Origin of the sequence: Rhodococcus sp. NPDC057297, from assembly GCF_042667435.1 — a bacterium.
Taxonomy (GTDB): domain Bacteria; phylum Actinomycetota; class Actinomycetes; order Mycobacteriales; family Mycobacteriaceae; genus Rhodococcoides.
In genome coordinates, this window is the sequence record NZ_JBHUZE010000006.1 from 174,078 (window position 1) to 192,873 (window position 18,796).

The 18,796-nt window shown below is 65.0% G+C and carries 21 protein-coding genes; 16 read left to right on the forward strand and 5 right to left on the reverse strand.

The features are described from left to right. Entirely contained in the window at window positions 1-438 is a 438-nt protein-coding gene (locus tag ACFULT_RS18725) for a 6,7-dimethyl-8-ribityllumazine synthase (protein ID WP_170945267.1), read from the forward strand. Here the strand turns inward: ACFULT_RS18725 and ACFULT_RS18730 are convergent. From ACFULT_RS18730 to dapD, 3 genes are all read right to left on the reverse strand, one after another. Further along, window positions 435-1,841 (reverse strand): cytochrome P450, encoded by a 1,407-nt coding sequence (locus ACFULT_RS18730; protein WP_378482126.1) that lies wholly within the window; start codon window positions 1,839-1,841, stop codon window positions 435-437. The genes ACFULT_RS18725 and ACFULT_RS18730 overlap by 4 nt on opposite strands. After that, window positions 1,820-2,530 (reverse strand): hypothetical protein, encoded by a 711-nt coding sequence (locus ACFULT_RS18735; RefSeq protein WP_037105969.1) that lies wholly within the window; start codon window positions 2,528-2,530, stop codon window positions 1,820-1,822. The genes ACFULT_RS18730 and ACFULT_RS18735 overlap by 22 nt, the downstream gene beginning before the upstream one ends. Window positions 2,531-2,630: 100 nt before the next feature. Continuing rightward, window positions 2,631-3,584, reverse strand: a complete 954-nt coding sequence (dapD, locus tag ACFULT_RS18740; RefSeq protein ID WP_037105972.1) for a 2,3,4,5-tetrahydropyridine-2,6-dicarboxylate N-succinyltransferase — start codon at window positions 3,582-3,584, stop codon at window positions 2,631-2,633. 110 nt (window positions 3,585-3,694) lie between these two features. Here dapD and ACFULT_RS18745 point away from each other — a divergent pair, with 110 nt between their 5' ends. The 11 genes from ACFULT_RS18745 (at window position 3,695) to ACFULT_RS18795 (ending at window position 12,881) form a co-directional block, all read left to right on the forward strand. Continuing rightward, window positions 3,695-4,642, forward strand: a complete 948-nt coding sequence (locus tag ACFULT_RS18745; RefSeq protein ID WP_037105976.1) for an SMP-30/gluconolactonase/LRE family protein — start codon at window positions 3,695-3,697, stop codon at window positions 4,640-4,642. Between the two features lie 16 nt (window positions 4,643-4,658). Then, a complete protein-coding gene (gene dapE / locus ACFULT_RS18750; RefSeq protein ID WP_037105980.1) occupies window positions 4,659-5,750 on the forward strand; it encodes a succinyl-diaminopimelate desuccinylase in 1,092 nt (363 codons plus the stop codon). Window positions 5,751-5,775: 25 nt separating this feature from the next. Then, entirely contained in the window at window positions 5,776-6,519 is a 744-nt protein-coding gene (locus tag ACFULT_RS18755; RefSeq protein ID WP_094720899.1) for a TIGR00730 family Rossman fold protein, read from the forward strand. Continuing rightward, entirely contained in the window at window positions 6,516-7,061 is a 546-nt protein-coding gene (locus ACFULT_RS18760; protein ID WP_094720900.1) for a TIGR00730 family Rossman fold protein, read from the forward strand. The genes ACFULT_RS18755 and ACFULT_RS18760 overlap by 4 nt, the downstream gene beginning before the upstream one ends. Window positions 7,062-7,160: 99 nt before the next feature. Further along, on the forward strand, window positions 7,161-8,939 hold the full coding sequence (locus ACFULT_RS18765; RefSeq protein ID WP_037105986.1) for a long-chain-acyl-CoA synthetase: 1,779 nt from the start codon (window positions 7,161-7,163) through the stop codon (window positions 8,937-8,939). A gap of 22 nt (window positions 8,940-8,961) precedes the next feature. Then, window positions 8,962-9,822: a dihydropteroate synthase gene (gene folP / locus ACFULT_RS18770; protein WP_037105988.1), complete on the forward strand. Its 861-nt coding sequence runs from the start codon at window positions 8,962-8,964 to the stop codon at window positions 9,820-9,822. Then, a complete protein-coding gene (locus ACFULT_RS18775) occupies window positions 9,819-10,751 on the forward strand; it encodes a glucosyl-3-phosphoglycerate synthase (protein WP_037105990.1) in 933 nt (310 codons plus the stop codon). The genes folP and ACFULT_RS18775 overlap by 4 nt, the downstream gene beginning before the upstream one ends. A gap of 43 nt (window positions 10,752-10,794) precedes the next feature. Continuing rightward, window positions 10,795-11,088 carry a DivIVA domain-containing protein gene (locus ACFULT_RS18780; protein WP_037105992.1) on the forward strand — a complete coding sequence of 98 codons (294 nt, stop codon included), beginning with the start codon at window positions 10,795-10,797 and terminating at the stop codon, window positions 11,086-11,088. Continuing rightward, the gene (locus ACFULT_RS18785; protein ID WP_037105994.1) at window positions 11,085-11,690 is read left to right on the forward strand and encodes a DNA-3-methyladenine glycosylase I; all 606 of its coding nucleotides are present in this window, start codon (window positions 11,085-11,087) and stop codon (window positions 11,688-11,690) included. The genes ACFULT_RS18780 and ACFULT_RS18785 overlap by 4 nt, the downstream gene beginning before the upstream one ends. 97 nt (window positions 11,691-11,787) lie before the next feature. Continuing rightward, the gene (locus ACFULT_RS18790) at window positions 11,788-11,955 is read left to right on the forward strand and encodes a DUF3117 domain-containing protein (protein ID WP_068369835.1); all 168 of its coding nucleotides are present in this window, start codon (window positions 11,788-11,790) and stop codon (window positions 11,953-11,955) included. Window positions 11,956-12,044: 89 nt separating this feature from the next. Beyond that, a complete protein-coding gene (locus ACFULT_RS18795; protein ID WP_378482127.1) occupies window positions 12,045-12,881 on the forward strand; it encodes a putative RNA methyltransferase in 837 nt (278 codons plus the stop codon). Here the strand turns inward: ACFULT_RS18795 and glgA are convergent. Further along, entirely contained in the window at window positions 12,851-14,026 is a 1,176-nt protein-coding gene (glgA, locus tag ACFULT_RS18800) for a glycogen synthase (RefSeq protein ID WP_378482128.1), read from the reverse strand. The genes ACFULT_RS18795 and glgA overlap by 31 nt on opposite strands. 76 nt (window positions 14,027-14,102) lie before the next feature. Between glgA and glgC the strand changes: the two genes are divergently transcribed. After that, window positions 14,103-15,317, forward strand: a complete 1,215-nt coding sequence (gene glgC / locus ACFULT_RS18805) for a glucose-1-phosphate adenylyltransferase (protein WP_026347836.1) — start codon at window positions 14,103-14,105, stop codon at window positions 15,315-15,317. A gap of 147 nt (window positions 15,318-15,464) precedes the next feature. Here the strand turns inward: glgC and ACFULT_RS18810 are convergent, their stop codons facing one another. Next, window positions 15,465-16,097: an O-methyltransferase gene (locus ACFULT_RS18810; RefSeq protein ID WP_378482129.1), complete on the reverse strand. Its 633-nt coding sequence runs from the start codon at window positions 16,095-16,097 to the stop codon at window positions 15,465-15,467. Window positions 16,098-16,296: 199 nt separating this feature from the next. Here ACFULT_RS18810 and sigE point away from each other — a divergent pair, with 199 nt between their 5' ends. From sigE to ACFULT_RS18825, 3 genes are read left to right on the forward strand one after another with little or no spacing between them, the layout of a single operon-like run. Continuing rightward, window positions 16,297-16,902 (forward strand): RNA polymerase sigma factor SigE, encoded by a 606-nt coding sequence (sigE, locus tag ACFULT_RS18815; protein WP_026347834.1) that lies wholly within the window; start codon window positions 16,297-16,299, stop codon window positions 16,900-16,902. Between the two features lie 16 nt (window positions 16,903-16,918). Further along, window positions 16,919-17,254: a hypothetical protein gene (locus tag ACFULT_RS18820; protein WP_033188102.1), complete on the forward strand. Its 336-nt coding sequence runs from the start codon at window positions 16,919-16,921 to the stop codon at window positions 17,252-17,254. A gap of 59 nt (window positions 17,255-17,313) precedes the next feature. Then, window positions 17,314-18,789: a S1C family serine protease gene (locus ACFULT_RS18825; protein ID WP_378482130.1), complete on the forward strand. Its 1,476-nt coding sequence runs from the start codon at window positions 17,314-17,316 to the stop codon at window positions 18,787-18,789. Window positions 18,790-18,796: the final 7 nt, after the last annotated feature.

The following is an 18,796-nucleotide window of genomic DNA, read 5'->3' on the forward strand; positions in this document are numbered from 1 at the left end:
ATGACCGAAGAGCAGCCCCGGACCGTCGCATTCGTGCAAGCCACCTGGCACAAGGAACTCGTCGATCGCGCGCGCGAGGGTTTTGTCGCCGAATTCGATGCAGACGTCGAAATTTTCGAGGTTCCGGGCGCGTTCGAAATTCCGCTGCACGCCCAGAGACTCGCACGGACCGGCCGCTACGCGGCCATCGTCGCCGCAGCCCTGGTCGTCGACGGCGGAATCTACCGCCACGAATTCGTGGAAACCGCAGTCATCGACGGCCTCATGCGGGTCCAACTGGACACCGACGTTCCCGTCTTCTCGGTGGTGCTGACTCCGCACCACTTCCACGAACACGCCGATCACACCGACTTCTTCGCCGACCACCTCGAGAAGAAAGGTGTCGAGGCGGCACGGGCAGTCACACGAACACTGAAATCCCTGAACTCGATCGGCTAGAGCGCGCACCTGGCATCGCCGGCGCTCGGGGTGATCGAGCGCTGCCGAACCTTCATGCGCATGTTCTGCGGCTTCAGCGTCAACGATTCCTGGATGTCCAGTTCGTAGCCGTCTTCGAGATCGAAGTCGAAGGACCGTGCCAACTGTGCGAGCGTCAGCACCGATTCGTGCAGCGCGAACTGACGCCCGATGCAACCGCGCAGTCCGGTTCCGAACGGCTTGTATGCTTGGGCCGGACGAGATTTCGAGCGGGCCGACGAGAACCGGTCAGGATCGAAGACGTGAGCATCCGGGCCCCAGATCGGGTCGCGGTGCAGCCCGAGTGTCAGTACGAATGCCCACTCACCGGCCTTCATCGGGTATTTGCCGCCCGCCAACGACGTGTCCTGACGCGCCTTACGGAAGTAACCGGGAGCCGACGGCCAGAGACGTAGCGCCTCGTCGACGACGCTGCGGGTGTATCGCAACTTGGAGACGTCCGCGTAGCTCACCACGTCGGATGCGTTGTCCGCCTCTTGGCGGACGCGGGCGGCGACATGGGGGTGTGTCGCGAGGAAGTACAACGCGAATGCCAAGGTACCCGCGGTGGTTTCGTTGCCTGCGACGAGAAACGTCAGAACCTGGTGGCGAATGTTCACCTTGTCGAGCAGTTTCCCGGTCTCGGGATCGGGGGTGTGCAGCATGAGGTCGAGCAGGTCGTCGTGACGAGTCTCTTTGTCCAGCATTCTTTTCCGAATGACGTCGTCGACCACGCCGTGCACGTATTCGATGTCGCGCTCGTTCCGGTCCCGGGCTTTCCTGTCGAACAACCGCATGAACGGCAGATCGTTGGACGTCCGGTTCACGTGACCGAGAACGCGGACTATCGCGGAGACGAATGCGTCGTCGTCTCGTCGGAACGAATCGAAGCTGTAGCCGAACCCGGCGCGGGCCATGTTCTCGAGTGTCAGCTTGTTCAGGTCCGCCGTCACGTCGATCGACTGATCGGAGCGTGTCCGCCAGTGCGAGGTGAGCTCGTTCGCCACGTCCTGCATGACGTGGTGATGACGTTGCATTGCATCCCGGCTGAATCCCGGCATCAGAACTCGATGTGCCGCACCCCAGTTGGGCTCGGAGTTGAACGCGGTGAACAAGCCGTCGCCACCCAGTGCGCGCAGCTTGCGATGCGGGAGTGCGAGAAACTTTGCGAACCGTGTTTCGTCGTTCAGCTCGGCGACCAGATCTGCACCGCTGACCACGACAAGGCGGTGCGACAGGATTTTCCGTTCGAATATCGGTCCCAACTCCGACGCCATCTTCAGTTCACGCTGGGTCGGTTTTGCCGCATCGATGCTGAGGATGTCACCCACTATCGGAAGGCGGAAGCGAGGTTTGGGAATTGTCACGCCGACAGTGTGCCCCATACCGAGCGGATGTTCGAGGTGAGAATCCGCTCGTAGGCCTGCGTCGTGGAGGGTGACAGATCAGCTGCCGTGACGGTGGATCCGGACGCGAGGTGCGGATCGTGGGGCACCTCGAGGACGTCGAAGACTCGGTCGAGGTCGCGCCGCACGTCGTCGACTGCCGAGGTGCTCGGTCCTGGAGTGCAGTGCGAGACCACAACGGTGGTGCGGCGCAGCGCTTTCTCGCCGGCAGCCAACCCGATCGTGTGGAGCGCCGCCCTCGATCGTCGAACGGCGTCGGGCCTCGCAGGGACCACGAGCACCACAGCTGCCGACTGTGCGCTCCGCAGTGGGCTCGCACTGTCGCGCTCCACACTTCCGTGTCCGAAATCGTAGATCGCCGCGTCGGTCGTGCAGGTCAGATGCCAGTCGAGACGGCCGAAGTCGGGGTCGATCGAGTCCGGCCATGCCCGTCCCAACACGTGAGCCCCGGTACTGGTGGTCGACAACTCGACGTCGACATACCCCGATTCGACGGTCGCTGCGGTGACAGCGTGGTCGGCGGCGCGATCGACAAGATCGCCGCCGCCGACGGTCGCGTCGACGACCACCACGGACTTCCCGTGCAGCGAAAGAGCGTTGGCGAGACCGACCGACGTCGTCGTGGTCCCGGCACCGCCGCACGCCCCGAGTACCAACGTCACACTCATGGAGAGCCTTCTCGACAGATACGGTGCAACGTCCGGGCCGAGCGTCAAGCCGCGGGAAGCTCCCAAAGGGAAGCGCGGGGGTCAGTGTACAACCGGGAAATCAGTCGTTCGCGTGCAGAGCAGCGTTCAACTCGACGCCGGTGCCCTTCCACGGAACGACCTCCACCGCACCGGACACGGAGTTCCGACGGAAGAGCAGGTTGCTCTTTCCGCTGAGCGTCGCAGCCTTGACCACGGTGCCGTCGGGACCGGACACCTTGGTGCCCGCGGTGATGTAGAGACCTGCCTCGACCACGCAGTCGTCACCGAGCGAGATACCCAGGCCGGAGTTGGCGCCGAGCAGGCAGCTCTTACCCACCGAGATGACGTTCTTCCCACCTCCGGACAGCGTGCCCATGATGGATGCGCCGCCGCCGACGTCGGAGCCGTCGCCGACGACGACTCCAGCCGAGATACGACCCTCGACCATCGAGTTGCCGAGCGTCCCGGCGTTGAAGTTCACGAAGCCCTCGTGCATGACGGTGGTGCCGCTGGCCAGGTGCGCACCGAGGCGCACACGATCGGCGTCGGCGATGCGCACACCGGAGGGGGCGACGTAGTCGACCAGGCGGGGGAACTTGTCGATCGAGTAGACGGTGACCTGGCCGCGGGCACGTAGGCGAGCGCGAACGTTCTCGAAGCCCTCCACCGCAGCCGGACCGAAGTTGGTCCACACGACATTGGCGAGGAATCCGAACTGGCCGTCGAGGTTGACACCGTGCGGCTGCACGAGCCGGTGAGAGAGCAGGTGAAGGCGAAGGTAGACGTCGTGCGCGTCGACAGGCGCATCGTCGACGGAGGCGATGGTGGTGCGCACGGCCACGACGTCGACGCCGCGAGCCTCGTCCGGACCGACGAGTGCCGCGAGCTCGGCGGGAATGTCCGCACCGTCGAGTCGGGTGGTGCCGGCATCGGTGTAGTCACCGAGCTCAGGGCTCGGGTACCAGGTGTCGAGTACGACTCCGCCGGTGGTGATGTTGGCAAGACCGATTGCAGATGCTCCCTGTGCGCTCACAGGTATCGAGAATACGGTGTGGGTCCGCAGGGGGTGGACACGGCCGATGGATGTCACCGCCGGGGTGTAGACATGAGCGCAGGTACCGGGGAGGAATCGAAGTGTGGGGGATGAACGTGCACGTAGCGAAACGAATTCGGACAGCAGTGACGGCAGTGACCGTGGCGGCGATTGCCGTCGCCGGCGCGGTGCTCGTCGGGACACCGGCCGCGTCCGCGGCACCGGACTGCGCGGCAGCTGCGGCACCGGTCCGAGTCGGTTCGGTCGGCGGTGCGGCGCTCGAAGGGCTCGCCGTCGACTCGTCGGGCAGGCTCTACACGACGGACATCATCACCGGAGGCGTCTTCCGGATCGACGCACCTGGACTGCCCGCCTACGAGATCGCGCGTGTTCCCGGCGGTGGCGGCGCGCTCGCCTGGATGCCCGACGGCACCCTGCTCGTCGGCTACGGAGCCAACCCGACCGTCATCGTCGGCGACATCGTCAAGGCAGCCGGGATCGTGCGGTTGAATATCGACACGCTCGAGACCAGCACGTTCGCCACCGGCCTCAGCGCAGCCAACGGTCTTGCCGTGGCCGACGACGGAACTGTGTACGCGACAAACGATTTCGGTAGCCTGGTCGGCCAGGTCGCGTCGGACGGAACGGTGAACCCCGCGTGGGCGCGGCTACCCAGTGCCAACGGCGCGGTGCTGGACGAGGCTGGTCGGTACCTGTACGTGTCCAGAACGTTCGTGAACTCGGGCGTCAGCAGAATTCCCATCGCGAACCCGTCGGCGCCGGAGAGCATTCTCGACCTGAACGGACTCGATTCGCTCAGCGCACCGGACGGGCTCACCCTCGATTCCGCCGGCCGACCGGTCGTGCCGCTGAACACCCGAGGCCAGATCGTCCGAATCGATGCGCCCGGACAGTACTGCGTCCTCGGCAGCGGCATTCCCACCTCGAGCGTCGTGATCTACGGACGGGGCGAGCAGGGCTTCTCCAGCGGACGGCTGTTCCGCGCGGGCTTCGACGGGTCGGTGTACGAGATCCCCGGCGGCCGCGACCTCGGGTAGCGCTTAAAATCGTCCGATGAGCGTTCCCCACCTGGATCTGCACGCCGACCCGATCGACTTGACGGCTGCACTCGTCGACATCCCCAGCGTCTCCGAGGACGAGTCGGTGATCGCCGACGCCGTCGAAACCGCACTACGTGATCAGACAACCGGGTTCGAGATCGTCAGGAACGGCAACGCCGTACTCGCGCGGACACATCGCGGGCTACCCACCCGCGTGATGCTCGCCGGGCACCTCGACACCGTTCCGATTGCGGACAATGTGCCGAGCCGTCGTGAACGCGACCACGCCGACGGCGACGTGATCCACGGTTGCGGCACGGTCGACATGAAGTCCGGGGACGCAGTCTTCCTGCATCTGGCGGCTACCGTGGACGCTGCCCACGACCTGACCTTGGTCTTCTACGACTGCGAGGAAATCGCGGCGTCCAAGAACGGGCTCGGCCGCATCGAACGTGAACTGCCGGAGTGGTTGCAGGCGGACGTTGCCATTCTCGGCGAGCCGTCGGGAGGGTTCATCGAGGCGGGCTGCCAGGGCACTCTGCGAGTGCGTCTCACAGCAGGAGGGACCCGCGCGCACAGCGCGCGGTCGTGGCTGGGAGACAACGCCGTTCACAAATTGGGTGAGGTGCTGGACAGACTTGCCGCATACGAAGCCCGCCAGGTCGACATCGACGGCTGTGTGTATCGCGAAGGCCTGCAGGCGGTGCGCATCTCGGGCGGCGTCGCAGGAAACGTCGTCCCCGACGCGGCGGAAGTCGACGTGAACTTCCGATTCGCGCCGGACCGCAGCGTCGAGCAGGCGGTCGGACATGTTCGCAACGTGTTCGCCGGGCTCGGTCTCGGCGTCGAGGTCACCGACTCGTCGCCCGGTGCACTACCGGGGCTCGGCGCTCCCGCCGCGGCCGCGCTGATCGAGGCCGCAGGCGGCCAGTTCCGCGCCAAGTACGGGTGGACCGACGTGTCCAGATTCTCCGCTCTCGGTATTCCCGCCGTGAACTACGGACCGGGTGACCCGAACCTGGCGCACAAGCGTGACGAGCGGGTGCCGACCGCGCAGATCACCGACGTCACGTCGGTCCTTCGCGAGTATCTTTCGAAGGCGTAGCGGGGTCGCCGGATAGCCTGTCCGCATGGACGACGACAAGGCAGCTAGGCACAAGGGTTCAGTGGTGTTGCGGCGCGGACGCAACTCCGAGACGTCCACGTCGGATCAGCGTCTGCTGGATCAACGCGGCCCCGGAAACTGGATCCACACCGACACGTGGCGAGTTCTGCGTATCCAGAGCGAATTCGTCGAAGGGTTCGGTGCGCTCGCCGAGGTGCCAAGGGCCGTCACGGTATTCGGCTCCGCCCGCACCCCACAGGATCACCCGGAGTACGAACGCAGCCGGCAGCTCGGAAAGAGCCTCGCCGAGGCCGGATTCGCCGTCATCACCGGTGGTGGGCCCGGCGTCATGGAAGGAGCCAACCGCGGCGCGTCCGACGCCGACGGCTTCTCCATCGGCCTCGGAATCGAGCTGCCGTTCGAGCAAGGGCTGAACGACTGGGTCGACCTCGGGGTCAACTTCCGTTACTTCTTCGTTCGAAAGACGATGTTCGTCAAGTACTCCCAGGCTTTCGTCTGCCTTCCTGGGGGATTCGGCACCCTGGACGAACTGTTCGAGGCACTCACCCTCGTCCAGACCCAGAAAGTCACCAGGTTCCCGATCATCCTGCTGGGCACCGACTTCTGGTCCGGCCTGATCGAGTGGATCAAGAACACGCTCGTCGCCGAAGGTAAGGTCTCGCCGTCCGACCTGGAACTGATCCACTGCACGGACAGCGTCGAGGAAGCCGTGCGGATCATCGAAAGCACAACGGGGGAGCAGTCATGAGTTGGAACGTGTGCGTGTACTGCGCGTCGGGGCCGGTCGACGAGTCGTTCATCGAATTGGCGCGCGAGCTGGGAACGGAAATAGGTCGTCGAGGTTGGGGGCTGGTGTCCGGCGGCGGCAACGTGTCGATGATGGGCGCCGTCGCGGAAGCCGCCCGCGCGGCCGGCGCCAACACCGTCGGGGTGATACCGAAGGCGCTCGTCCACCGTGAGGTCGCCGACGTCGACGCCGACGAGCTGATCGTCACCGACACCATGCGCGAGCGCAAGAAGGTGATGGAGGACCGCGCCGACGCGTTCATCACGCTGCCGGGAGGCATCGGGACGCTGGAGGAATTGTTCGAGACCTGGACGGCGGGTTACCTGGGTATGCACGCCAAACCCATCGTTCTGCTGGACCCCGTCGGTCACTACGACGGGCTCTTGCAGTGGATCGACAGCCTGTCCTCGACGGGATTCGTGCAACAGCGGGCCCTGGACGCGCTGGTCAGAACCGACACCGTCCGGGGTGCGCTGGATGCATGCGCGGAGCCTGCGGGGTGACCTCGAATTTGGACGGGAGCGGAGCCTGCGGAGTGACCTCGAATTTGGACGTTACTCTGGAGTAAGGTTAGCAAGGTCACATCGGACTAAGGGGAGTTCATGGCTGTCGATGCCCGTCAGAAGATCAAGGTGACCGATGTCGCCGTCGCGTTGCCGAAAATGGTGACGGAGGTGCCGAGCCTGCTTCGGGGCGTCGCCGGATTCACTCGCAAGCCCCATCACAAGGCGTCGATCGGCCTCGTGTTCCAGGATGCTGCGGCGAAGAACGGTGACAGGCCGTTCGTGCGGTTCGAAGGGGAGTCCACGTCGTACGCGGACGCCAATGCGATCGTCAATCGCTACGCCGCTGTCTTCGCGGACCGGGGTGTGACGCGCGGGGATGTCGTCGGGGTACTGAGCAAGAATCGCCCGGAGGCCCTGTTCGCGGCGCTGGCTGCGGTCAAGCTCGGTGCGACGGCCGGAATGTTGAACTACAACCAGCGCGGTGATGTGCTCGAGCACAGCCTGGGGATTCTCGACGCGAAGGTCCTGGTGTTCGACGAGAACACGCAGGAGGCACTCGATTCGCTCGAGGCCGCTCCGCAGGCCGGGTCGGTTCTGCCGTTGACGGAACTCGACGAGCTGGCTCAGAAGGCGTCGCCGAAGAACCCGTCGGTCACCGCGGAGATCCTGGCGAAGGAGAAGGCGTTCTACATCTTCACCTCGGGCACGACGGGTATGCCGAAGGCGAGCTTGATGAGCCATTTCCGGTGGCTCAAGTCGATGTCCGGTCTCGGCAACATGGGCGTACGCCTGCGTAGTGACGACGTCATCTATTGCTGCCTGCCGCTCTATCACAACAACGCTCTGACGGTGACGCTGTCCTCGGTGCTTGCCGGTGGCGCGACGATGGCGATCGGCAAGCAGTTCTCGGTGAGCAATTTCTGGGAAGACATCAAGGTCAACAAGGCCACGGCGTTCACCTACATCGGTGAGCTGTGCCGGTACCTGCTCACCCAGCCGAAGAAGGCGACCGACCGTGACAACACGGTCAAGCTCGTCGTCGGCAACGGTCTTCGCCCGGAGATCTGGGAGGAGTTCACCGAGCGGTTCGGCATCCAACGTGTTGCCGAGTTCTACGGCGCCAGCGAGTGCAACATCGCCTTCATCAATGCGCTGAACATGAAGAAGACCGCGGGAATCTGCCCGCTGCCGTACGCGGTGGTCGAGTACGACGAGGAGTCCGGCAAGGCCAAGCGCGGTCAGAACGGCAAGCTGCGGAAGGTCGGGAACGGTGAGGTCGGTCTGCTGCTCTCCAAGGTCACCGATCGCGCCCCGTTCGACGGCTACTCCGACGACGAGGCCACCGAGAAGAAGCTCGTCCGCGACGGGTTCAAGGACGGCGACGCATGGTTCGACACCGGCGACCTCGTGCGTAAGCAGGGTTTCCTGCATGTCGCGTTCGTCGACCGCCTCGGCGACACGTTCCGCTGGAAGGGTGAGAACGTCGCGACCACGCAGGTGGAAGGTGCTCTCGGCGGCCATTCCGCCATCGACGGTGCCGTCGTCTACGGCGTCGACATCGACGGTGCCGACGGCAAGGCAGGCATGGCTGCGGTGACGTTGCGCGACGGTGAGTCGTTCGACGGCAAAGCCGTCGCAGCGCATCTGTACGACAAGCTTCCGACGTACGCCGTGCCGTTGTTCGTGCGCGTCGTCGACAGCCTCGAACAGACATCCACGTTCAAGAGCCAGAAGGTCGCCCTCCGCAAGCTCGGCTACGAGGAGGACGGCGAGAGCGAGCTCTACGTGCTGCGCGGCAAGTCCGGCGGTTACGACACGGCGTACGACGGTTACGTCGACGAGGTCGCGGCAGGTAAGGCGCCCAGCAGCAAATAATGCCCGTGCCAGTATTGAAAGCATGAGCACTCTCTGCGGCAAGCCGGTGGCCGACGATCGCGCGCTCGTCATGGCGATCGTCAACCGCACTCCTGATTCCTTCTACGACAAGGGTGCGAACTTCACCGACGAGGCGGCGATGGCGTCGGTCCATCGCGCCGTCGCCGAGGGTGCCGACATGGTCGACATCGGCGGCGTCAAGGCGGGCCCGGGTGTGCTCGTCGACGCTGCCGAGGAGATCCGTCGCGTCGTTCCGTTCGTCGAGGCCATCCGCGGTGAGTACCCGGATCTGCTGATCAGCGTCGATACCTGGCGTAGCGACGTGGCGAGGCTCGCGTGCGGTGTCGGTGCCGATCTCATCAACGACACGTGGGCCGGGGCGGACCCTGGGCTCGTCGGGGTTGCTGCCGAGGAAGGCGTCGGCATCGTCTGCTCGCACACCGGAGGTGCCACGCCTCGTACCCGACCACACCGTGTTCGCTACACCGATGTCGTTGCCGATGTAGTCGAGGAAGTGACAGCCGCGGCCGAGAAAGCTGTTGCCGCGGGCGTTCGTCGCGACTCGATTCTGATCGACCCCACCCATGATTTCGGCAAAAACACCTTCCACGGGCTCGAGTTGTTGCGTCGCGTGGACGTTCTTGTAAACACCGGATGGCCAGTGCTCATGGCGCTGAGCAACAAGGATTTTATCGGGGAGACTCTAGGTGTAGAACTCGCCGACCGGTTGGAGGGAACATTGGCAGCGACAGCATTGGCCGCAGCAGGCGGCGCCCGAATGTTCCGGGTGCACGAAGTTGCGTCGACCAGAAGAGTCGTAGACATGGTTGCGGCGATACAGGGAAACAGAGCCCCGGTGCGGACCGTCAGGGGGCTGGCATGACGCTTGCGGACCGAACCACCGTCCTGGATTCATGGGCGGACACCAATACGTGGGACACCCCGTCGTGGTCCATCGCGGAGCTCGAGGCAGCGAAGGCGGGCCGCACCGTCTCCGTCGTACTGCCTGCGCTCGACGAGGAAGACACCGTTGCGGCCGTGGTGGATACCATCCATCCGCTGCTGGGCGGTCTCGTCGACGAACTGATCGTCCTGGACTCCGGGTCTACCGACGCCACCGCCGAACGTGCCACGGCCGCCGGTGCGCGGGTCATCAGTCGCGAGGAAGCAATTCCCGGACTCGACCCGGTCAGGGGCAAAGGTGAAGTTCTGTGGCGAGCGATCGCCGCGTCGACGGGTGATCTGATCGCGTTCGTCGACTCCGATCTGATCAACCCGGACCCGGCGTTCGTGCCCAAGCTTCTCGGCCCCCTGCTGATGGGCGATGGTATCCATCTGGTGAAGGGCTACTACCGACGCCCGTTGCGCACCAGCGGCACCGAGGACGCCAACGGCGGTGGCAGGGTCACCGAGCTGGTTGCACGGCCGATGCTCGCCGCCATGCGCCCGGAGCTCACCGGTGTGATCCAACCGTTGGGCGGGGAGTACGCCGGAACGAGAGAACTCCTCTCCGCGGTGCCGTTCGCTCCCGGCTACGGCGTGGAGATCGGACTGTTGCTCGACACTTACGACAAGCTGGGACTCGGCGCGATCGGTCAGGTCAATCTCGGTGTCCGTAAGCACCGCAACCGCCCGCTGGTGGAACTGGGCGCGATGAGCCGTCAGATCGTGGGCACCATGTTGAACCGGTGCGGAATGGTGGACTCGGGGGCGGGACTGATGCAGTTCCGCGTCGACGGAGATTCGTTCGTGCCGTTCTCCACCGAGGTGTCGCTGGCCGATCGGCCCGCCATCAACACCTTGCACGCGTAACGGGCAGGACCGTCCGAGAGCAGGGCTGTGAGAAGATTCTGCGATGCTGACGCTTCTGTTGTACGTCGTCGTCATCGCGGTCATCGCAGCCCTGCTCTTCTTCGTTGCAAGTGCCGTGTTCGGTCGCGGTGAGGAGCTCGAACCACTGCCCGAGGGCACGACGGCCACCGTCCTTCCTGCCGAAGGCGTGACCGGCGACGACGTGAAAGACCTCAAATTCCAGCAGACGATGCGCGGCTACAAGCCCAGCGAAGTCGACTGGGCCCTGGAGCGACTCGCCGCGGAGATCGACCTGCTCCGGTCGCGTCTGGACGATACGACGAACGTGGACAAGTGACGGCCGTACCAGGCCCCGACGGCAAGCTGAGGTGCCCGTGGGGAGCGACCGACGACGACCTGTACCGCACCTATCACGACACCGAATGGGGTCGTGAGCTCCACGGCCGAGACGCTCTGTACGAGCGCCTGTGCCTCGAAGCGTTCCAGTCCGGATTGGCCTGGATCACGATCCTGCGCAAGCGTGAGAACTTCCGTCGAGCCTTCGCTGGATTCGATCCGACGATCGTCGCCGCGTTCGATTCCGCAGACACCGAGAGGCTGATGCAGGACAGCTCGATCGTGCGGAACCGCGCCAAGATCGAAGCGGCCATCGGCAACGCGCGGGTGATCCTCGACCTGGACCCGGACCTCGACTCGCTGCTCTGGTCGTTCGCGCCGACGCGACGACCGAAGCGTCTCGATTCGATATCGGACGTACCTGCCGTGACCGCGGAATCCACAGCGATGGCCAAGGAGCTCAAACGCCGTGGACTGCGGTTCTTCGGTCCGACCACGGCTTACGCATTGATGCAGGCCACCGGAATGGTCGACGATCACCTGACGGGATGTTGGGTGAAGTCCCCGAATACCGACTCCAGTTCCCGGTATCGGTCTCGATAGGGAAGAATGGAGCGCAAGAACCATTCTCGCTCACGGCGAGAACACTTTTTTGGCCGAGGCGCAGAGCTTGGTGGCGCAGATCTGGAGGGAGCAGAGGATGGCGGCGATGAAGCCCCGGACCGGGGACGGTCCCCTCGAAGCAACCAAAGAGGGACGAGGGATCGTGATGAGGGTGCCGCTCGAAGGCGGAGGACGCCTGGTCGTCGAGCTCACCCCTGACGAGGCAGCCGCCCTCGGTGAAGAGCTGAAAGGCGTCACCGGTTAACTGTTTTTCGTTTCTGTGCCCAGCCCCGCTTGCCCATTCCGGCAGGTGGGGCTTAGTGGTGGTCGGGGTGCGTGGTGATCGGGTGTCTCGTGCTCGCTGACGTGATCGACCTGCTCGTCTGCCCCCACTGCGGCGCCGATCTCGACGTGGAGGACCGCACTCTTCTGTGCGATCGAGGGCATTCGTTCGACGTCGCGCGGCAGGGATACGTCAGTCTGCAACCGGGCAGCGCAGGCAAGATCACCGGCGACTCACCGGACATGATCGCGGCCCGCACCGCGTTCCTGAGCACCGGCCACTTCGACCGGGTGTCGGGGGCCCTCGTCGACGCGGTCGGTGCGCGGCGCAACGTGCTCGAGATAGGCGTCGGCAGCGGTCACTATCTGGCGGCCGTCCTCGACCGCACCGGGGGACGAGGAATCGGCATCGACGTGTCCAAGGCTGCGGCTCGTCGTGCGGCGCAGGCTCATCCCGCGATCGGCTCCGTGGTCGCCGACGTCTGGAACGGCCTACCCGTCCGTTCCGGCTCGCTCGACGCGATCACCTGTGTCTTCTCGCCGCGCAACGCGGCGGAATCCAGGCGAGTTCTCGCACCGGGAGGCAGGCTCGTCGTCGTTACCCCCACCGTCCGGCATCAACAGGAACTGATCGGCGAACTCGGACTCATCGGCGTCGACGAGGACAAGGCCAGGCGGCTCGGCGATTCCCTGTCCGGAGGGTTCGACCAGGTGGAGAGGACAACCGTCGAGTACCGCATGGAACTGACCCACGCCGAGGTGGGCAGCCTCGTCGGGATGGGCCCGTCCGTTCGGCACACCACCGAGGCGGACAGGCGCGCCGCAATCGAATCGCTACCCGAGCCGGTGGTCGTGACCGCGTCGGTCGTCGTCGGAACCTACGAGCGACGGGCGAGCGCCGCGGAGTAGACGTCGAGCGTCTGTTGAGCGATGGCCGCCCACGAGAATTCGGCGACGGCACGGGCACGACCGGCCTTGCCCATCGAGGCTGCGAGCGTCGGATCGAGCGCGACATCGTTGACCGTTCGTGCCAGAGCCTGCTCGAATGTCTGCGGTTCGTATGCGTTGTAGTGCACGAGGCGACCGGTGACACCGTCGTCGACGACCTCCGGGATGCCTCCGACGTCGGACGCGACCACCGCCGTTTCCGCAGCCATGGCCTCGAGGTTGACGATACCCAGCGGCTCGTACACCGACGGACAGACGAAAACCTGTGACGCAGACAGGATTTCGCGGATCTTCTCGGTGGGAAGCATCTCGCGGACCCAATGGACGCCGTCACGGGCAGCGGACAACTCGGCAACCGCACGTTCGGTCTCCGCGGCGATCTCCGGGGTATCGGGAGCGCCCGCGCAGAGCACGAGCTGGATCGACGGATCGAAATGGTGCGCGGCGGCGATCAGATGCCCGACACCCTTCTGGCGCGTGATCCGCCCGACGAACGCGACGATCGGCCGATTCAGGTCGACGCCGATGGCGTCCAAAGCGGAATCCGACGGATCGGCGGCGGGCCCGGCATGCCAGTTCTCGGTGTCTATCCCGTTGCGCACCACGTGAACACGCTGCGGGTCCAGACGCGGGTAGGCATCGAGTACGTCCTTGGCCATGCCCTCGCTGACGGCGATGACCGCGTCGGCGTACTCGACGGCATTGCGCTCGGACCACGACGAGATGCGGTAGCCGCCGCCCAGCTGCTCGGCCTTCCACGGACGGCGAGGCTCGAGCGAATGCGCGGTGAGGATGTGCGGAACGTCGTACAACTCCGCGGCCAGGTGGCCGGCGAGACCGGTGTACCAGGTGTGCGAGTGCACCACGTCCGCGTCGGCCGCGGAATTCGCCATCCGCAGCTCCGCCGACAAAGTCGTCAGCGCCGCATTGGCGCCCTTCAGCGCCGGATCGGGATCATGGACCTGCGCGGTGTCCCGCGGCGCACCCATACAGTGGATCTCGACCTCGCACAGCGCTTTCAGCTGCGCCGCGAGTTCGGTGACATGCACCCCGGCGCCTCCGTAGACCTCCGGCGGGTATTCCCTAGTCATCATCGCCACGCGCACATCTGTAAACCTACATTCCCGCGGTGAAACGCGTGTACTGCTAGCAAGGTTCACCCAGTGCGGATAGGTTGGCTCTGTGAGGACACAACCGCATGTTCTAGGGATCGTGCTTGCCGGCGGTGAGGGTAAGCGGCTCTACCCCATGACCGCGGACAGAGCAAAGCCAGCCGTACCGTTCGGCGGCGCCTACCGACTCATCGACTTCGTTCTGAGCAATCTCGTCAACGCCGGATACCTCCGGCTGTGCGTGCTGACCCAGTACAAGTCCCATTCACTGGACCGCCACATCTCCCAGACCTGGAGGCTGTCCGGATTCGCCGGTGAGTACATCACCCCGGTCCCGGCGCAGCAACGCCTCGGCCCGCGCTGGTACACCGGCAGCGCCGACGCCATCTTCCAGTCGCTCAACCTCGTCTACGACGAGGACCCCGAGTACATAGTCGTTTTCGGTGCCGACCACGTTTACCGCATGGACCCCGAGCAGATGGTCCAGCAGCACATCGACTCCGGCGCAGGCGTCACCGTCGCCGGGATCAGGGTGCCGCGCAGCGAAGCCTTCGCGTTCGGATGCATCGACAGCGACGAGAACGGCAAGATCACCCAGTTCCTGGAGAAGCCCGCTCAGCCTCCGGGCACACCCGACGACCCCAACGTCACCTACGCGTCGATGGGCAACTACGTCTTCACGACGAAAGTTCTGATCGACGCCATCAAAGCGGACTCGGAGAACTCCGACTCCGACCACGACATGGGCGGCGACATCATTCCCGCACTCGTCGAAGCCGGTGTCGCTTCGGTCTACGACTTCAACGACAACGTCGTGCCCGGCGCCACCGAACGCGACCGCGGATACTGGCGCGACGTCGGAACCATCGACGCCTTCTACGACGCGCACATGGACCTGGTGTCCGTCCACCCGATCTTCAACCTCTACAACCGCCGCTGGCCTATCCGCGGCGCCGCGGAGAACCTCCCGCCCGCCAAGTTCGTACAGGGCGGACTCGCGCAGGAATCCGTCGTCGGCGCCGGATGCATTCTCTCGGCCGCGACCGTCCGCAATTCGGTGCTCAGCTCCAACGTGATGATCGACGACGGTGCCACCGTCGAAGGCAGCGTCCTCATGCCAGGCGTACGCATCGGCAAGGGCGCAGTGGTTCGCCGGGCAATCCTGGACAAGAACGTCGTCGTCGGGCCCGGCGAAATCATCGGCGTCGACATGGAACGCGACAACGAACGATTCAACGTCTCCGCGGGTGGCGTCGTCTCCGTCGGCAAGGGCGTCTGGATTTGACGTGAGTGGAGCCTGCGGAATGACCCGAGGTCAGCTGGGAGTGGAGCCTGCGGAATGACCTGAGGTCAGCTGCGCGAAGCCCCGGGAGTGGAGCCTGCGAAATGACCCAAGGTCAGCTGGGAGTGGAGCCTGCGGAACGACCCGAGGTCAGCTGCGCGAGGCGCAGATCAGTCCGTCGCCCAGCGGAAGCAGGACGGTGGTGAGGCGCTCGTCCTCGGCGATGGCGCGGGCTGCTGCGCGTACTGCAACGGTGGTGGCGTCGCGCTGCGTCGAGTCCGGCACCCGGCCGTTCAGCAGTGCGTTGTGGAGAACCAGTACACCGCCCGGGCGCAGCAGTCGGACGCTCTCCTGAACGAAGTGAAGGTGGTCGACGGGGCTGGCGTCGATGAACACGAGGTCGTAGGTGTCGTCGGCGAGGCGAGGCAGGACGTCGAGCGCCCACCCGTTGATCAGTCGCGTACGTGACGGCGGGATACCTCCGGCGCGGAACGCTTCCTTGGCCGCGCGCTGGTACTCCGGTTCGGTGTCGATGGTGGTTAGTACGCCGTCGTCGCGCATGCCGTCGAGTAGCCAGAGGCCGCTGATGCCGGCGCCGGTCCCGATCTCGACGACCGTCTTCGCGCCGAGCATCTGAGTGAAGATGCTGAGAATCGCGCCGACGGAGGCAGGCACGGGTGCTGCACCGAGGTCCTCGGCGCGTTCGCGAGCCGAGACCAGAACGTCGTCCTCCTGAGCGGATTCCTCGGCATACGACAGCAATCTCTCGGCATTAGTCGGCACCCTGCGACATTAACGTGACCCGCACGATTTTCCGAGCGGACAGGTTTCTCAGCGGCACCTCAGGTTATTCACACGTCGGCCACACGCGAGTGGGAGAAGCTACTTGTGATCGCTTGATCGACGAGCAACGCGAAACAGGAACATCCCGGCGGTGTCGCTGGTTGTACTGGTACGTGTTCCTGAGCAGGAGGATCCAGCCATCTACGAGATCAAAGAAGATCTAGACACCGCCGAACTGAGCGGCACCGCCGCTTTCGATGCCAGCGGCGAGGACGCCACCATGCCGTCCTGGGACGAACTGGTCCGTGAGCACGGTGACCGCGTCTACCGTCTTGCCTACCGGTTGTCCGGTAACGCCCAGGATGCCGAGGATCTGACGCAGGACACGTTCATCAGGGTGTTCCGGTCCCTGTCGAACTATCAGCCGGGAACGTTCGAGGGTTGGCTGCACCGCATCACCACCAATCTGTTCCTCGACATGGTTCGTCGACGCAATCGCATCCGCATGGAGGCGTTGCCCGAGGACTACGACCGGGTGCCGTCGGAGACGCCCAACCCCGAGCAGATCTATCACGACGCTCGATTGGATCCGGATCTGCAGTCCGCGCTCGACTCGTTGGCGCCCGAGTTCCGCGCAGCGATCGTGCTGTGTGACATCGAAGGCCTGTCCTACGAAGAGATCGGTGCGACACTGGGCGTCAAGCTCGGGACGGTGCGTAGTCGTATCCATCGTGGACGTGCGGCGCTACGGGAGTACCTTCGAGTGAACGGGAAGGTCGACACTTCTCACGCCAGTGTTCAGTAGCTACGAGGAGGGTTGGATGACGCAGGCCCGAGAGCCACGGCGGTTCAGCTCTACCGAACATCTGGCCAGCGAAGCGATTGCTGCATTCGCCGACGGAGAGCTCCGCATGAACGCGTACCTTCGCGCGGCCCGGCACATTGCGGAGTGCCCCGAGTGCGCAGCAGAGGTCGACGCCCAGCAACAGGCGCGCAGCGCACTGAAGGATTCGGGCGAGATGTCGATGCCCAACTCGTTGCTCGGTCTGCTCAGTCAGATCCCGATGTGCGAGCCGCCCGAGGTCAAAGCAGAGGTCGAGCGACGCCGACGCGTCATCGTGACGTCGGTCGTGAACCTTCGTCGCCGACGCCGTTAGGGTCGCCCTGTGTAATCTTGGCCGCTGTGACCGACGTGAGCGAGGGGTACCGGGAACGCGTGAGCACCAATACAGATCGCAGCACCGACACTGACCCGGAGGCGCCGCGGCTACCACCGCGGCCGGTCTACCGGCCGGAGGTGGACCCCGCAGCCACTGCCGCGTTCGGTCGTCCGAGCGACGTCGAAGGCTCCTTCACCCCCGCTGCCCGTCGGGGCGAACCGTCGCCCAGAATCACGTCGCGCGCCCCCGATCCTGTTCTCGCCGAGGCGTTCGGCAGGCCCACCGACGCGCAGGAATCGCTGCAGCGCGATCCCGATGCTCCCACCGGCCCCCCGGAGCCCGAACCAGAACCCGAGGATCCGTGGCGCGATCCGAACTCCACCGTCAGGCTCGGCGCCGCAGCCGAGGACATCCCCGAGCCCGCAGTCCGGCCGTTCGGCCCGAAGCTCGGTGTCCGTGAGGTTCTGTTCGGTGAGAAGGTCGCCCCGAAAGCGCTCGTCGTTCTCGGCGTCGTCGCACTGGCCATCGGTCTTGTCGGCGGCCTCATCGGGCGTGAAACAGCCGAGGTCACCGGAGCTCTGACCAGTCAGAAGGTGAATCTGACGCAGTCGACCGGCGAAGACTTGCCCCAAGGGCAGGTGGCACGCGTAGCCGATGCAGTCCTGCCGTCCGTGGTGTCCATTCAGGTCACACTCGGCGACAACGCAGGGACCGGCTCCGGCGTCGTCATCGCCGGCGAGGGGTACATCGTCACCAACAATCACGTCATCTCGATGGCGGCCACCAACCCCGATCGAGCGACGCTGCAAGTGACGTTCTCCGACGGCACCAAGGTTCCCGCCGACATCGTCGGTCGCGACATCAAGACCGACCTCGCAGTGCTCAAGGCCGATGTAGGCAACCTCACCGTTGCCGAGCTCGGCAACTCCGCGGACGTCCAGGTGGGGGAGGACGTCGTCGCCGTCGGCTCGCCGCTCGGTCTGAACAAAACCGTCACCCGCGGCATCGTCAGTGCACTCGATCGGCCCGTGCGACTGTCCGGTGAAGGCACCGACACCGACGCCGTCATCGACGCAGTGCAAACCGACGCCGCGATCAACCCGGGTAACTCCGGTGGACCACTGATCGACGCCGAAGGCCGCGTCATCGGCATCAACTCGGCCATCCGCAGCGAGAGCGGCGGATCTGTCGGTCTCGGTTTCGCGATCCCGATCGACGACGTCACCGAGGTGGCCCAGTCGCTGATCCGGACCGGCGAGATGAAACACCCGGACATCGGCATCAACGCTCGATCGGTGATCAACGACGCAACGTCCGGTGCAGAAGTGGCGAACGTTCGCGCTGGAGGGCCGGCGCAGGAAGCGGGAATCGTCGAGGGCGACGTCATCACCAGAGTAGGTGATCGTGCTGTGACCAGCGCCGATGAGTTGGTTGTCGCCGTCCAAGCAAGCGAAATCGGTCAGTCGACGCCGGTGCAGCTGGTCCGGTCCGGCAGACTCGTCGATGTGTCGGTCACCCCGGTTTCGGACTAGGCTGACA

Bases quoted from the DNA above. Each gene is read 5' to 3' on its own strand.
- ACFULT_RS18775 (WP_037105990.1), top strand. From the start codon at position 9,819: ATGACGCTTGCGGACCGAACCACCGTCCTGGATTCATGGGCGGACACC.
- ACFULT_RS18790 (WP_068369835.1), top strand. From the start codon at position 11,788: ATGGCGGCGATGAAGCCCCGGACCGGGGACGGTCCCCTCGAAGCAACC.
- ACFULT_RS18745 (WP_037105976.1), top strand. From the start codon at position 3,695: ATGAACGTGCACGTAGCGAAACGAATTCGGACAGCAGTGACGGCAGTG.
- dapE (WP_037105980.1), top strand. From the start codon at position 4,659: ATGAGCGTTCCCCACCTGGATCTGCACGCCGACCCGATCGACTTGACG.
- ACFULT_RS18725 (WP_170945267.1), top strand. From the start codon at position 1: ATGACCGAAGAGCAGCCCCGGACCGTCGCATTCGTGCAAGCCACCTGG.
- ACFULT_RS18765 (WP_037105986.1), top strand. From the start codon at position 7,161: ATGGCTGTCGATGCCCGTCAGAAGATCAAGGTGACCGATGTCGCCGTC.
- ACFULT_RS18730 (WP_378482126.1), bottom strand. From the start codon at position 1,841: ATGGGGCACACTGTCGGCGTGACAATTCCCAAACCTCGCTTCCGCCTT.
- ACFULT_RS18820 (WP_033188102.1), top strand. From the start codon at position 16,919: ATGACGCAGGCCCGAGAGCCACGGCGGTTCAGCTCTACCGAACATCTG.
- ACFULT_RS18760 (WP_094720900.1), top strand. From the start codon at position 6,516: ATGAGTTGGAACGTGTGCGTGTACTGCGCGTCGGGGCCGGTCGACGAG.
- ACFULT_RS18780 (WP_037105992.1), top strand. From the start codon at position 10,795: ATGCTGACGCTTCTGTTGTACGTCGTCGTCATCGCGGTCATCGCAGCC.
- folP (WP_037105988.1), top strand. From the start codon at position 8,962: ATGAGCACTCTCTGCGGCAAGCCGGTGGCCGACGATCGCGCGCTCGTC.
- ACFULT_RS18755 (WP_094720899.1), top strand. From the start codon at position 5,776: ATGGACGACGACAAGGCAGCTAGGCACAAGGGTTCAGTGGTGTTGCGG.
- ACFULT_RS18735 (WP_037105969.1), bottom strand. From the start codon at position 2,530: ATGAGTGTGACGTTGGTACTCGGGGCGTGCGGCGGTGCCGGGACCACG.